The 13,240-nt window shown below is 71.5% G+C and carries 12 protein-coding genes; 4 read left to right on the forward strand and 8 right to left on the reverse strand.

Translation table 11 applies throughout. The annotated features are described in order from the left end of the window. Positions 1–55: 55 nt before the first annotated feature. Both ACODT5_RS43835 and ACODT5_RS43840 read right to left on the reverse strand, forming a co-directional pair. On the reverse strand, positions 56–346 hold the full coding sequence (locus ACODT5_RS43835; protein WP_422524483.1) for a type II toxin-antitoxin system antitoxin: 291 nt from the start codon (positions 344–346) through the stop codon (positions 56–58). After that, entirely contained in the window at positions 343–1,254 is a 912-nt protein-coding gene (locus tag ACODT5_RS43840; protein WP_422524484.1) for an SPFH domain-containing protein, read from the reverse strand. The genes ACODT5_RS43835 and ACODT5_RS43840 overlap by 4 nt, the downstream gene beginning before the upstream one ends. A 242-nt stretch (positions 1,255–1,496) precedes the next feature. Between ACODT5_RS43840 and ACODT5_RS43845 the strand changes: the two genes are divergently transcribed. Then, positions 1,497–3,758: a transglycosylase domain-containing protein gene (locus ACODT5_RS43845; RefSeq protein WP_422524485.1), complete on the forward strand. Its 2,262-nt coding sequence runs from the start codon at positions 1,497–1,499 to the stop codon at positions 3,756–3,758. Between the two features lie 94 nt (positions 3,759–3,852). On the opposite strand, the gene ACODT5_RS43850 is transcribed toward ACODT5_RS43845, so the two are convergent. The 3 genes from ACODT5_RS43850 to ACODT5_RS43860 form a co-directional block, all read right to left on the reverse strand. Then, positions 3,853–6,081, reverse strand: coding sequence for a SpoIIE family protein phosphatase (locus ACODT5_RS43850; protein ID WP_422524486.1), 2,229 nt, complete (start codon positions 6,079–6,081; stop codon positions 3,853–3,855). A gap of 230 nt (positions 6,082–6,311) precedes the next feature. Then, positions 6,312–7,067: a cytidylyl-2-hydroxypropylphosphonate hydrolase gene (gene fomD / locus ACODT5_RS43855; RefSeq protein WP_422524487.1), complete on the reverse strand. Its 756-nt coding sequence runs from the start codon at positions 7,065–7,067 to the stop codon at positions 6,312–6,314. A gap of 112 nt (positions 7,068–7,179) precedes the next feature. Further along, positions 7,180–8,607 (reverse strand): class II fumarate hydratase, encoded by a 1,428-nt coding sequence (locus ACODT5_RS43860; RefSeq protein WP_422524488.1) that lies wholly within the window; start codon positions 8,605–8,607, stop codon positions 7,180–7,182. Between the two features lie 107 nt (positions 8,608–8,714). Between ACODT5_RS43860 and ACODT5_RS43865 the strand changes: the two genes are divergently transcribed. Then, complete coding sequence (locus ACODT5_RS43865; protein WP_422524489.1) at positions 8,715–10,262, forward strand: ricin-type beta-trefoil lectin domain protein; 1,548 nt, start codon at positions 8,715–8,717, stop codon at positions 10,260–10,262. Between the two features lie 106 nt (positions 10,263–10,368). On the opposite strand, the gene ACODT5_RS43870 is transcribed toward ACODT5_RS43865, so the two are convergent. After that, positions 10,369–11,139: a glycerophosphodiester phosphodiesterase gene (locus ACODT5_RS43870; protein WP_422524490.1), complete on the reverse strand. Its 771-nt coding sequence runs from the start codon at positions 11,137–11,139 to the stop codon at positions 10,369–10,371. 112 nt (positions 11,140–11,251) lie between these two features. Here ACODT5_RS43870 and ACODT5_RS43875 point away from each other — a divergent pair, with 112 nt between their 5' ends. Both ACODT5_RS43875 and ACODT5_RS43880 read left to right on the forward strand, forming a co-directional pair. After that, positions 11,252–11,635 carry a hypothetical protein gene (locus ACODT5_RS43875; RefSeq protein ID WP_422524491.1) on the forward strand — a complete coding sequence of 128 codons (384 nt, stop codon included), beginning with the start codon at positions 11,252–11,254 and terminating at the stop codon, positions 11,633–11,635. Positions 11,636–11,708: 73 nt separating this feature from the next. Beyond that, positions 11,709–12,065, forward strand: coding sequence for a hypothetical protein (locus ACODT5_RS43880; RefSeq protein ID WP_422524492.1), 357 nt, complete (start codon positions 11,709–11,711; stop codon positions 12,063–12,065). Between the two features lie 45 nt (positions 12,066–12,110). Here ACODT5_RS43880 and ACODT5_RS43885 read toward each other — a convergent pair whose 3' ends face one another. Both ACODT5_RS43885 and ACODT5_RS43890 read right to left on the reverse strand, forming a co-directional pair. Then, positions 12,111–12,317: a DUF397 domain-containing protein gene (locus tag ACODT5_RS43885; protein WP_422524493.1), complete on the reverse strand. Its 207-nt coding sequence runs from the start codon at positions 12,315–12,317 to the stop codon at positions 12,111–12,113. After that, complete coding sequence (locus ACODT5_RS43890) at positions 12,314–13,171, reverse strand: helix-turn-helix domain-containing protein (RefSeq protein ID WP_422524494.1); 858 nt, start codon at positions 13,169–13,171, stop codon at positions 12,314–12,316. The genes ACODT5_RS43885 and ACODT5_RS43890 overlap by 4 nt, the downstream gene beginning before the upstream one ends. Between the last annotated feature and the right edge of the window lie 69 nt (positions 13,172–13,240).

Here is a 13,240-nt window from a genome sequence, read left to right on the forward strand (position 1 = left end):
TCCTCGAATTCGGTGAGACCCCCCGGGGTGACGCGCAGAGCGTACCGAGGCGGCTTCAGGAATCCGGAGAGGCGCGGGGGCGGCCCCGGGGCGGGATGGGGCCCGCCCCGCCGGGGAGGCGGCCGGCTTCGGACAGGGCACGCCGGAGCAGGAACTCGATCTGCGCGTTGGCGCTGCGCAGTTCCTCCCCCGCCCACCGCGCGAGCGCGTCGTGCACCTGCGGGTCGAGCCGCAGCAGCACCTGCTTGCGGGCCTGCCGCCCGGCCTTGGGGGCCGCCGCCGGCCCCTCGGCCGGGCCGGGGGAGGGGCCGGGGGAGGGCCGGTCCGTGCCGTCGTCGGGGATCACTGGTAGAGGGTGCCCGTGTTGATGACCGGCTGGGCCGCGCGGTCGCCGCACAGGACCACCATCAGGTTGGACACCATCGCCGCCTTCCGTTCCGGGTCGAGGTCCACGATCTCCTGATCCGCGAGGCGGTTCAGGGCGAGTTCGACCATACCGACCGCGCCCTCGACGATCTGCTTGCGCGCTGCGACGATCGCCCCCGCCTGCTGCCGCTGGAGCATCGCGGAGGCGATCTCCGGGGCGTACGCGAGGTGGGTGAAGCGGGACTCGATGATGTGGACGCCTGCCGCCTCGACGCGGGTGGACAGTTCGACGGCGAGCTTCTCGGTGATCTCCTCGGCGTTGCCGCGCAGCGACAGGCCGCCGTCCTCGTGGGCGTCGTAGGGGTACTCGATCGCGATGTGCCGGACGGCCGCCTCGGTCTGGGTCTCGACGAACTCGGTGAAGTCCTCGACCTCGAAGACGGCCCGCGCGGTGTCCTCTACCCGCCACACCACCACGGCCGCCAGTTCGATCGGGTTGCCGTAGGCGTCGTTGACCTTCATGACGGCCGTCTCGTGGTTGCGGACCCGGGTGGACAGGGGCCGGCGGGACGTCAGCGGGTTGACCCAGCGCAGTCCGTCGGTGCGGACGGTGCCGCGGTAGCGGCCGAACAGCTGGACCACGCGGGCCTCGCCCGGCGCGACCGTGTTCAGCCCGCCCATCGCGATGAGGGCGGCGAGGGCCAGGACGACGCCCGCCGCGATCAGGCCCACCTTGGCGGCGTCGGCCCCGGACACCGCGCCGAGCGCGATCAGGCCCGCCCCGGCCGCCACTCCCGCCAGGCCGAGCAACAGTGCGAGCCCGCCGCCCACGCTCCGCGCGGGGAACTCCCGTACGCCGGTCTCGGTACCGCCCGTAGTGTTCGTCATCGTCCGCCCCGTTTCCTTCAGTTGCGGCCGGTCGAGCCGCTTAGCAAAGTGATATCACTTTATTGGGCCCGGCGGGAGTCCGGCAACCTCCGGGGCTCCGGCTGCGTCGGTTCCGGTGGAGCGGGTGCTCATTGTCACGTCCGAATTGCCCCATATGTTCATTGGTTGGCCGGTTTTTGTCACAGCCTGCGGTGTTAGCTTTCTGAGCTGACGTCGGGGGGTTATCGAGCGGAGCGGGAGCGATGGGCCGAGCAGAAGCGCGAAGGGCGCAGCAGCAGCGCGGTGCGCGACGAGCGCCGCGCGGCCGCGGGCGCGGCAAGAGCAGGGGCGGGAAGCCGACCGGCATACGCCGCTTCTTCACCTGGAAGAAGATGCTCGGCACCTTCTTCGGCACGGTGCTGCTCGGCATGGCGGCCCTGGTCGGCCTCTACTTCTACGTGGAGCTGCCGAACCCGAACGCCAGCGCGCTGACGCAGAACAACGTCTACAAGCTCTCCGACGGCACGGTCATGGCCCGCGTCGGCGCGATGAACCGTCAGATCGTCACGATCGACAAGGTCCCGGAGGACGTGCAGACGGCCTTCATCGCGATCGAGAACAAGTCCTTCTACACCGACAAGGGCGTCGACCTCAAGGGCATCGGCCGCGGCGTGTTCAACACCGTCACCGGCAAGGGCAAGGCCGGCGGTTCGACGATCACCCAGCAGTACGTCAAGAACTTCTACCTGACGCAGGACCAGACGGCGACCCGCAAGCTGAAGGAACTGATCATCTCCCTCAAGGTCGACCAGGAGATGGAGAAGCCGGAGATCCTCGCGGGTTACCTGAACACCAACTTCTACGGCCGCAACGCGTACGGCATCCAGGCCGCGGCCCAGGCCTACTACGGGGTCGACGCCAACAAGCTGACCCTGGAGCAGGGCGCGTACCTCGCCGCCCTCCTCCAGGCGCCCAGCCAGTACGACTGGGCGACCGCCGGCCCGAACGGCAAGAAGCTGGTCATGATCCGCTTCAACGGCGTCCTCGACAACATGGTCGAGATGGGCAAGCTGGACCCGGCCAAGCGCCAGGAGCTGAAGTTCCAGGAGCCGATCAAGCCCAAGGCGGCCGCCGGTTCGGAGGGCCAGAAGGGCTACCTGATCCAGGCCGCCGACGAGGAGCTCAAGCGGCAGACCGGCATGACCGACGGTCAGCTCAAGGCCGGCGGCTGGGTGATCACCCTCTCCATCGACCCGAGGAAGCAGGCGGCGCTGGAGAAGGCCGTCCAGGACGAGCTGGAATCCAAGCTCGACCGCAAGGGCCGCGCCGTAGACGCCGCCGTGCAGGCGGGTGCCACCTCCGTGGACCCGAAGACCGGCATGATCGTCGCGATGTACGGCGGCACCGGGCAGAGCGAGCAGTGGGCCAGCAACGCCCTGCGCAAGGACTTCCAGCCGGGCTCGACCTTCAAGCCGATCGTCCTCGCCTCCGCCCTGGAAACCAAGGCGAGCACGCAGGACGGGAAGCCGATCACGCCCAACACCCTCTACGACGGCACCAGCAAGCGCCCCGTGGTCGGCAGCGACGTCCCGTTCAACCCGCAGAACCAGGACGACAAGGACTACGGCGACCCGATGATGACGGTGCAGTCCGCCACCAACTCCTCGGTGAACTCCGTGTACGCCCAGATGATCGTGGACGTCGGGCCGAAGGAAGTGAAGAAGACCGCCCTGGAACTCGGCATGCAGGACCGTGACGGCTGGCCCGAGGACAAGCCGGCCATGTCGCTCGGCACCATGAGCGCCGACACCCTGGAGATGGCCGGCGTCTACGCCACCCTCGACAACCACGGCAAGAAGGTCACGCCGAGCATCGTCAAGTCGGCCAAGCACGCGGCCCGCGAGTACAAGCCGGTCCGCGCCGTCGGCGACGGGGCCATCAGCCGCAAGACCGCCGACACCGTCACCAAGGTGCTCACCGGCGTCGTCGAGGACGGCTCCGGCCAGGCCGTGAAGAGCTCGGCCTACGAGGCCGCGGGCAAGACCGGCACCACCGAGAAGAACGTGGCCGCCTGGTTCACCGGGTTCACCCCGGAACTGGTCACCGTCGTCGCGATGTTCGGAGACGAGCCCGGCACCCACACCCAGACCAGCCTGACCGGTACCGCCGGCGGCGGACGCGCGGGCGGCTCCAGCTTCCCGGCCGCGATCTGGAAGCAGTACACCCTCGACGCGCTCAAGGGCGTCGACACGGGCTCCTTCGACCTGGAGGAGGCGGACATGGGCAAGGTCCAGTCGCCGAGCCGCAGCAGCTCCCCGTCGAGCTCGCCGAGCCAGTCCGCGAGCAGCTCTCCGTCGCAGAGCAGCAGCACCCCGTCGCCCAGCCGGACGCCGAGCAGCACCCCGTCGCCCAGCCGGACGCCGAGCAGCACCCCGTCACCGAGCCGGACGCCGAGCAGCACCCCGTCGCCGACGAAGTCGAACTCGTCGAAGCCCTCGCCGCCGGACCGGGAGCCCGAGCGGTAGGCACCGCAGGACCCGTCCCGTACACACCACTGCCCCGCGGCTTCGTGCCGGCGGGGCAGTGGTGCGTACGGGACGGATCCGGGTGGCGGCCCGGTCAGGGGCGGTCCGGCTTGCCCGGTGCGACCGGCGCGCCAGGCTTGGCCGGTGCGGCGGGCGGCAGGGCCAGCTCGAACCAGACGACCTTGCCGCTGCTCAGCCGGGTGGCACCCCAGCGGCGGGCCATCCGGTTGACCAGGAACAGGCCGCGGCCGCCCTCGTCGTCGTCCCGCGCCCGGCGCTGGCGCGGCAGCTGCGGCGAGTCGTCGCCTACCTCGCAGCGCAGTACGTCCGTCCGCAGCAGCCGTAGGGTCACGGGCCGCTCGGCGTACCGCACGGCATTCGTCACGACCTCGCTGACCAGCAGCTCCAGGGAGTCCTCCAGCTCCTCCAGCCCCCAGCGCGCCAGCGCGCGGCGGGCGAACCGGCGGGCCCGGCCCGGAGCGGTCTCCTCCGGGTCCAGGAACCAGTACGCCACGTCGCTGGGCGCGATCCCGTCGAACCGGGCCGCGAGCAGGGCGATGTCGTCGTCCCGGTCACCGGGGCCGAGCATGTCCAGGATGTCGTCGCACAGGGCCTCCAGCGGCGGCGGGTGGTCCAGGCCCGTCAGCTGCGCGGTGGTCGCGAGGCGTTCGCGGAGCTGCTCGATGCCCGTCCAGACGTCGCGCAGCCGGGACTCGACGAGGCCGTCGGTGTACAGCACAAGGGTGGCCCCGGCCGGGGCGTCCAGCTCCACGGCCTCGAAGTCCACGCCGCCGACGCCGATGGGGGCGCCCGGGGGCACGCGCAGCACCTCGGCGCGGCCGCCCAGGTGCAGCAGGACCGGCGGCGGGTGGCCGGCGTTGGCGATGGTGATCCGGTGCGAGACCGGGTCGTAGACGGCGTAGAGGCAGGTGGCCATCCGGTCGGAGCCCAGGCGCTGCGCCTGCTCGTCCAGGTGGTGCAGGACCTCGGCGGGCGGCAGGTCGAGCTGCGCCAGCGTCTGGGCCGTCGTGCGGAGCTGTCCCATGATCGCGGCGGAGGTCATGGAGTGCCCCATGACGTCGCCCACGACGAGCGCGACCCGGCTGCCGGGCAGGGGTATGGCGTCGTACCAGTCGCCGCCGACCCGGGCCGTCTCGGCGGCGGGCAGGTAGCGGCTGGCGAGGCGGACCCCGGTGGGCTGGGGGAGGCTGTCGGGCAGCATCGTGCGCTGGAGCTCGTCGGCGATGTAGGCCTCGCGGCCGTAGAGCACGGCCTTGTCGATGCCCAGCGCGGTGTGCGTGGCCAGCTGCGCGGCGACCAGCAGGTCGTTCGTCTCGAAGGCGGGCCGCTCCGGGGTGCGCAGGAACACCGCCGCGCCGATGACGCGGCGGCGGCCCCGCAGCGGGGCGAGGATGGCCCGCTGGCCGCGCGGGACCGGGTGGTCCGCGCCCAGCAGCTCCGGCAGGGCGGCGCGGGCCGCGGCGGAGGACCCGAAGACGGGCCGTACGCCGCGCAGCACCTCGGCCAGCGCCCCGCCGGGGCGGATCTCGCACAGCTCGGCCGCGGGCAGGTCACCCTGCGGGCCGACCAGGGCGAGCTGGCTGAAGTCGAGCTCGCCGTCGGGGGTCATCGCGCCGGCGATGCCCGCTCCCGCTGCTGCCGCCGCCGCTCCCGTGAACTCGTCGATCGGCCGGAGCCGGTCGGTTCGGCGCAGCCTTAAAACGACCGGTCCGACGGGCCGCTCGTCGCCGACGGGGAGGGGGTCGCGCAGGTAGACGAGGATGGCGTCGGAGAAGGTGGGCACGGTGGCCCGGCACAGGCCGAGCACGATCTCGTCGAGGTCGATCCCGCGCGCGATGCGCCGGGTGGCGGCTCCGACGAACCGCAGCCGGTCGCCTTCCCGCCGCGCGATGGTCGCGTCGACCCCGATGCCGCTGGGCAGTCCGGAGGTGGCGGCCTGCCCGGACCCGTCGGGCCGCCCCGCCGTCTCGCGGGCGGCTTCGCCGTCGCGGGTGCGGGCGCTGCCGGCCTCGGCGGCCGCGGCCTCGTCACGGCCGGCCCGGACCCGGGCAGCGCCCTGGCCGGGCACTGCGGAGCCGCCGCCGGGCTCCGCGGCCCCGTCGGAGGCGGACGGTGCCTCCGCCGTGGCGCGGGGGCGGGGCAGGTCCGCCGCCTGGGGCTGCGCATGCGTGCGCACGGCCTCGGCCGCCGGGAGCGGGGCCTTGCCGTGGCCCAGTTCCTCCGTGCCGTGGCCGGGCTCGTCCGTCCGACCGCCGGAGGCAACCGGCTGGGGGCCCTCCTGAGAGGTGGGGTACTCCGTCACGCGTGGCATTCCGTCCGTTTGCGCTCGATGTGCGCTGCACTCAACTCGGTCAGTCGCGGTATACCCGCTCAGCGGCGGGGACACCATCACCCCGCGTTTCCGCGTCCCGCTCGTTACCTCTCGTTATCGCGTCGGCCTAGGTCAAATGCTGTTCTGCTGGCGACATTTGACTGCCGACACCCCGGCGGAGGACGATCCTACGATTGCCCCCCGGGGGCGCATCAAGGGTCTCATGAGGTCATATGCGCCGGGGTGCGGTCCCAGTCCTCCGGCAGGGCCGGTACGCCCCAGGCCGGGTCCGGTCGCCAATCCTGCCAGCCTTCGGAGAACGGCGGACCCCAGGCCCGGATCACGTCCACCGCCGCGCGGCCGGCCTCGCGCACGCGCCCGGCCTGCTCCGGGTCCATCAGACCGGACCGCTGGGCCTGTGCGAACTCGTCCTCGTCGAGCCACTTCCAGCTCCGGTCCGGGTAGACGGCGATGTCGAGGAAGTGGTCCACGGAGTCCACCCCGCCGGCCCACCGCGTCCGGGGCTCCTCCAGGTTCACGTACCAGTTCTTGAGCCGCCAGCCCGGCCCCCAGAACAGCCACACCGACCAGGGGTCCCCGGGCCGCGCCAGCTTCAGCACGCCCCCGCCGAACCAGCGCGACCGTACGGTGGTCCGCGGCGCGGTGTACCGGGTGGCGAGCGGCTCCTCGTGGACCGGGGTCCCGTCGGCGAGCACCGGCTTGACGCACTCGGTCCCGGGGGCCATCCACACCGCGAGCAGCTCGTCGGTGTCGGTCACCACGGTCACGGGCCGGCAGATGTGGACGGCGCCCTTCGCACCGGGCGCGTGGTCGCGGTAGCGCCAGAGGATCTGCTCCCCGGGCGCCCAGCGGACGCCCTCCGCGGCGCCGCGCTCCGCACCCCGTGCCCCGCTCCGCGGCGAGCCCGGTGCCGAGCTCCGCGCACTGCCGCCCCCGCGGCCTCCGGTACCTGTCATGGGCAGATCTTAGGGCGGGGGTCCGGAGGATCGCCGCGCTGCAGGTCACCGAGGTGCCCGGGGGCGGGAAACGACCGGATCCGGACCCCGGGACGGGGCGTCCGCGCCGGGGTCAGGGGCGGGTCATCCGCAGGACGTCCAGTGCTTCGTCGAGCTGCTCCAGGGTGAGGTCGCCGCGGTCCACGTAGCCCGACTCCAGGACGACCTCCCGGATCGTCTTGCGCTCCGCGAGGGACTTCTTGGCGACCTTGGCGGCCTCCTCGTAGCCGATGTACCGGTTCAGCGGGGTCACCACGGAGGGCGAGGACTCGGCGTACTCCCTGGCCCGGGCCGTGTTGGCGGTGATTCCGTCCACGGTGCGGTCGGCCAGCAGGCGGCTCACGGAGCCCAGCAGCCGGATGGACTCCAGCAGGTTGCGGGCCATCACGGGGAGCATCACGTTGAGCTCGAAGTTGCCCGCCGCCCCCGCCACGGCGACCGCCGCGTCGTTCCCCATCACCTGTGCGGCGACCATCAGCGCGGCCTCCGGGACGACCGGATTGACCTTCCCGGGCATGATCGAGGACCCCGGCTGGAGATCCGGGAGATTGATTTCGGCCAATCCGGTGCGCGGGCCCGAGGCCATCCAGCGCAGGTCGTTGCAGATCTTGGTGAGCGAGACGGCGACCGTACGGAGCATTCCGGACGTCTCGACGAGAGCGTCCCGGGCCCCCTGGGCCTCGAAGTGGTCCCGGGCCTCGGTCAGCGGCAGCCCCGTCGCGGCGGCCACCTCGGTGATCACGGCCGCGGAGAACCCGGGCGGGGTGTTGATCCCGGTGCCCACGGCGGTCCCGCCCAGGGGCAGCTCGGCCAGCCGCGGCAGCGCCGCCCGCAGCCGCTCGACGCCGTAGCGGAGCTGGACCGCGTACCCGCCGAACTCCTGGCCCAGGGTGACCGGGGTGGCGTCCATCAGGTGCGTCCGGCCGGCCTTGACCACCTGGGAGAACTCGGCGGACTTGCGCTCCATCGCGCCGGCCAGGTGCTCCAGGGCGGGGATGAGCTCGCCGGTGACGGCGGCGGTGGCGGCGATGTGGATGGAGGACGGGAAGACGTCGTTGGAGCTCTGCGAGGCGTTGACGTGGTCGTTGGGGTGCACGGCGCGGCCGAGCCGCTCGGTGGCCAGGGTGGCGATCACCTCGTTGGCGTTCATGTTGGACGAGGTGCCGGAACCCGTCTGGAACACGTCGACGGGGAAGTGCTCGTCCCAGCGCCCCTCGGCGACCTCGGCGGCGGCCGAGACGATGGCGGCGGCGATGTCCTCGTCGAGCACGCCGAGCCGGGCGTTGACGGCGGCCGCCGCGGCCTTGATCCGGGCCAGCGCCTCGATGTGGGCGCGCTCCAGGCGCAGTCCGGAGACGGGGAAGTTCTCGACCGCGCGCTGGGTCTGAGCTCGCCATTTGGCGTGTGCGGGGACGAGTACGTCGCCCATGGAGTCGTGCTCGGTGCGGAACCCCTCCGGGGCGTCGCGGCCGCCGGCTGTCTGCTGCTGATCGTCGGTCATCTGTGGTGCCTCCTCAAAAAGTTGAGCAATTGTCTTGTTCGGACTGTTCCCAACTCGCCTACCGGCCAGTAAATACCGGGGGTAACACCGAGATCAGGGAGGCGTTCATGGCACGTGCCCGTACACAATCAAGGATCAGGCTCAGATCTACCTTCGCCGCGGTCGCGGCGGCGGCGGCCGCCCTCGGGGGCGTCACCGCCATCACCCCCACGGCCCAAGCGGCGACCGCCGCGGAGTCCTCCGCGGCGGCAGCGGCCACACCCCTCACGCCCGAACTGGAGGCTGTCCGGGCCGCCGAGGCCGTCAAGATCTACGGCGACTCCGCGATCCGCCCGCTCACCGACCGCAAGACCGGTCTGATCTCGCTCGGCGACAGCGAGATCTCGGGCGAGGGCGTCGGCAACTACGACCCCGCCACCAACACCCCGTCCAACCAGTGCCACCGCTCGCCCGACGCGGCGATCCACCGCACCGGCATCGCGGCCGACTACACCTTCAACGCGGCCTGCTCCGGCGGCTACACGGGCAACATCAAGATCGGCGGCAGCAAGCAGTACGCCGACGAGCTGGTGCAGAGCGACAGCCTGGCCATCAAGGCCCGCAACACCAGGATCAAGATGGTGCTGCTGGTCGCCGGGGCCAACGACGACCTGCAGTTCGGCCCGGTCATGACCGACTGCGTCACCCGCTGGGTGCTCAGCCAGGGCACCTGCGAGCCGAAGTACGGTCCGGGCTGGCAGGCGCGCGTCGACGGGCTGAAGCCCAAGGTGCAGTCGACGATCGGCGACCTCAAGACTGTCATGCGCGACGCCGGTTACGCCGACACCGACTACAAACTGGTCGTGATGGGCTACCCCAGCCCGATCGGCCCCGACTTCTACGACAACCCCGACTTCCCCGGCAAGCTCCCCGGAGGCTGCGCCGGCTACGACTCCGACGCCGCGTGGGGCCGCAACTACGCGGTGCCCACCTTCGAGAAGGGCATGCGCGCGGCCGCCCTCGCCGCGGGCGCGACGTACCTCGACAACTCGCGGCTCTTCCAGGGCCACGAGGTCTGCATGGAGGACACCTGGGCCCGCGGCCTCTACCTCGACCTCGGGGACCACTTCCCGTGGGACGAGAACACCGCCCGCCAGTCCTTCCACCCCAACTACCGCGGCCACGGCGCCTTCGCGTCCTGTCTGACCCAGCTCTACGCCTCCGGCCTGCGCGAGGCCTCCTGCGCCGACCCGGCGAGCACCGGCACCCCCGTCCTGCAGGCCGGGGCCTGGGACGACCTGTACAAGCCGCTGAAGAACGAGGCGACGGGCAACTGCGTCGACTCCAACGGCGGCGCCAGCGCCAACAACACCAGGATCCTCGGCTGGGACTGCCACGGCGGCCGCAATCAGGGCTGGTGGTACGACTCCGCCAAGAAGTCCCTCCACATCGAGCTCACCCACGACCGCTGCCTGGACGCACCCGGCGCCAACTACGGCGGCGGCACCGCACTGATCATCTGGAACTGCCACGGCGGCGCCAACCAGCAGTTCGTCCGCGACGGAGCCACCTTCCGGCCCGCCGCCGCCCCGGGCATGTGCCTGACGGTGGCCGCGGCGCACGAGCCGCTGCGCCTCCAGACCTGCAACGGCTCGGCCAACCAGCGCTTCGTGTAACCCCCTGCGGATAACCCCTGCGGATATCCCCTGCGGACCCGTACCCCCGTGGGTCCGACGTTCCGTACGACCCCCCACGCCCGGCCGGCGCACCCCGGCCGGGTGCTCACATGTCGAGCAGCAGCTTGCGCACGTCCCGGGGCCGGTTGGTGATGAGCGTGTCCACGCCCAGGCGGACGCACAGCTCCACGTCCTCGGGCTCGTCCACGGTCCACACGCGCACCCGGAGCCCCTTCGCCTTCAGCCGGGCCACCAGCCCCGGATCCCGCCGTACGAGCTCGATGCCCGGGCCCGCGTGGCCGGCGTACGGGGGCCGCACCGGCCGGACCCTGCGCTCGATCAGGTACACGGCCGGCAGCCCCGGCGCGAGGCGGTGCATCCGGGTCAGCGCGGTCCGGGAGAAGCTCATCACCTCGACGCGGCCGGTGGAGCCGTCGGCGAGCCCGTACTCCCCGAGCAGCCGCACGAGCTCGGCCTCCAGGCGGCCGCCCGCACGGGTGGGGTGCTTGGTCTCCACGGCCAGCCCGACGGGGTACGGCGCGGCCAGCGCCTCCTTGACCAGGTCCTCGAAGAGCAGCACCCGGGCCCCGGCGTGCCCGGACCCCTTCCACGCCCCGAAGTCCATGGCGCGCAGCTCCTCGTACGTCATCTCGGAGACGACCCCGCGCCCGTCGGAGGTCCGCTCGACCCGCCGGTCGTGCACACAGACCAGCCGGTGGTCGGCGGTGAGCCGCACATCGCACTCGAGCGCGTCGGCCCCGTCGGCGATGGCCTGCCGGTAGGCGGCCATGGTGTGCTCGGGATGCTCGTGGGAGGCCCCGCGATGGGCGATGACCCGCGTGGCGCGGGCCGGGGGGAGGTCGGTCGTCGCTGACATACAGAAATCCTTGCAAACCGGGGTGAACGCGCTGGTGCGGGGTCGTGTCCCCGACGTTAACCGGATGCGGTGGCCCTTCCGGGCAGGGCAGGGTGGCGCCATGCCGGAGCCGATGACGGGGATCTTGTACTGCGAGCCCTGCTCGCGCTGCGTCTTCCACGCGTGGCAGCTGATCGAGCAGGGCCGGCTGTTGTGGATGTCCGAGTGGGAGTGCGACACCTGCGGGTTCGGCGCCCCGGAGACGTGCAACCGCGACGAAGGGCGGGGTCGGCCCCCGGAGGAGGTCCGCGCGGCCGTGGTGGCGGCCGAGGGCACGGTCCTGCTCCGGGTGGGCGGCGCCGGCAGCGCGGCCCTGAAGGCCTTCCGCGACGAGCTCGGCCTGACGATGCAGGAACTCGTGGCCGCCACTCGCGACGGCTACCGCGCCACCCCGGTGGAGGCCCGCCACCTGACGGCCCTCCTGGAGGAGTCGGGCTTCACGGCAGGCACGGAGTAGGAGCGAACCGGCGCTCCAGCTCCACGGCCCCGGGGCGTGGATACCCTGGCCAGGGCACACCTTGGAGGACATCGTGACCACACCGTCGGACCACAACGCGGAGGTGGTCCCGTGCCCCGAGCGCACCCCCGACGCCGTGCGTGTCGCCCTCGCCCGCATCGCCCCGCACCGCCTGGCGGAGCTGGAGCAGCACAAGGAGAAGGCGCTGGCCGCCGCCATCCGCAGCGGGAAGGTCGGCCACCTCACCCACTGGCTGGACTGGTGGATGCGTGAGGTCGAGATCGAACGGCGTCCGGACCTCTTCACCCGGCGCAACGACGCTCTGGCCACCATCCACCGCACCACCAGCAAGGACGATCCGGGTTTCCGTCCCGCGATGGACGAACTGTCCGCTGTTGAGGCCGAGGCCGCGCAGGCGGTGAATGAGTGACCTGGAGGTGGGAGTACGACCCCAGCGATGAGTCCTATCCGGCTTTCAGGCCTTGACCGCGTCGAGGAACGATCCCCATGCTCCGATGCCGAAGCGCAGTACGGGTCCGTGCGGCCGCTTGCTGTCGCGCAGTGGGATCAACCCAGGGTAGCCATCGGCCACTTCCAGACAATCGCCCTGGTCGCCGCTGAACGAGCTCTTTCGCCAGGTGGCCTGGCTGAGGTCGATCAGTCGGCGCTGCGTGTATGTCATGAGTTTCCCCTCGCTCGGCGCAGGATCGCGTCACGCGAAGGATTTACGTCCAGGGCTGCGGCCCGCAACCTGTCGAATGTCGCGCTGTAGGCGGCGCGGTCGGCATCCCGTTCGAGGTAGACGCTGCTGGCGAGGCCCTCCGCGTAGACCACGTCGAGTTCGGACTGTACGGGGAATTTGAGAATCACGAACGGTCCCAGCATGCCCGCGTGGGCCCCGGCCCCGAACGGCAGGACCTGCAAGGTCACATTGGGTTCGTCAGCCGCTTCGGTCAGCCGCATCAGCTGCTTCACGGTCGTCAGGCGTCCCCCTACTTCGCGGTGGAGGATCGACTCGTCGAGGATTGCCCAAAGCGCCAGAGGCTCCTCCCGGCTCAGCGCCGCGTTCTGGCGGGCGAGCCGGACATCGACCAGGGCGTTGACCTCATCTGCGGGACGTTCAGGTTTGAGGGCCCTGATGACGGCACGCGCATAGTCCGGAGTCTGCAGAAGCCCGGGCACCAGCACGGTCTGAAAGCTGCGGGCTGCGGACGCTTCCGCCTCGAAGCTGATGTAGTCGAGGTAGCGGGGCGTCAGCACGTCGTTGTACGGCTGCCACCACACCCGGCGCTTCCCTTCCCGGGCAAGGGCTTCCAGTGCGGCTCGGGTGTCCGGGTCGTGCACCACATAGAAGTCGAGCAGGGCGTTGACCTCATGGGTTCGCAGTCCGCTGCGCCCGCTCTCGATGCGGCTGATCTTGGACGGGTGCCAGCCCATCACCTCGGCAGTGGCCTCTGCCTTGACGGCTTGGCGCTCCCGGATCTTGCGGAGCTCGGCGCCGAGCATGCGGCGACGCATGGTGGGGATCGCGGCCACCACTCCCACCCCTCTCTTGCTCGCAACTGCGGACAGTATGCCGCTGAGTTGAGGAGTCTCGGATTGATT

It is taken from the genome of Streptomyces tatrensis (genome assembly GCF_049310065.1).
In the GTDB taxonomy this organism is placed as follows: Bacteria; Actinomycetota; Actinomycetes; order Streptomycetales; family Streptomycetaceae; genus Streptomyces.